This window comes from Aeromonas sobria (assembly GCF_050266975.1).
Classification (GTDB): domain Bacteria; phylum Pseudomonadota; class Gammaproteobacteria; order Enterobacterales; family Aeromonadaceae; genus Aeromonas; species Aeromonas sobria_B.
Map to the genome: position 1 here is coordinate 1 of NZ_JBKISU010000092.1, position 599 is coordinate 599.

General features: G+C 47.1%; 1 tRNA gene and 1 rRNA gene. Both read left to right on the forward strand.

Annotation, left to right across the window (positions count from 1 at the left end):
- A 16S ribosomal RNA gene (locus tag ACLHZ1_RS20560) occupies nt 1-53 on the forward strand; the annotation flags it as partial.
- A gap of 275 nt (nt 54-328) precedes the next feature.
- Nucleotides 329-404, forward strand: a tRNA-Glu gene (locus ACLHZ1_RS20565).
- The last annotated feature ends 195 nt before the right edge of the window (nt 405-599 follow it).

A 599-nucleotide genomic window follows, 5' to 3' on the forward strand; every position in this document is an offset into this window, starting at 1 on the left:
TGAAGTCGTAACAAGGTAACCCTAGGGGAACCTGGGGTTGGATCACCTCCTTACCTTAAGATGTCGTGTTGTTGAGTGTTCACACAGATTGCCTTGATTCAAAGTAGTTAGAGCAAAGACCTGATGCAGCGATGCATCGGTTCTGATTCAACTTCGGTTGAATGAGAGAAGCCCGTTCGTTGGGTTGGGATGTGAATAGCGACGCAAGTCGTTACCCGACTCAGAGTTAGCAATAACAACGAACAGCGCTAAAGGCCGCTAGCCTCGCAGGCTCGGCGTCGCCTTTACGAAAATCATTGCGAAGTAACCTTCGCAAAGCATGATTTTCGTCCCCTTCGTCTAGAGGCCTAGGACACCGCCCTTTCACGGCGGTAACAGGGGTTCGAATCCCCTAGGGGACGCCACTTCTCTTCGCAGCTCAAGAATACAGACATAAGCAGTCATGTTTATGTCTGTTTTCTTCGGTCACTGACCGTTGCAAACATGCTCTTTAACAATCTGGAAAGCTGATTTAAAAAGTAGTTCTCAAACATTTGTTACAAGTGCTTTGGAAACTTCTTGGCGAAAACCAAAATTTATTTTGGTCACCTTCCTTCGGG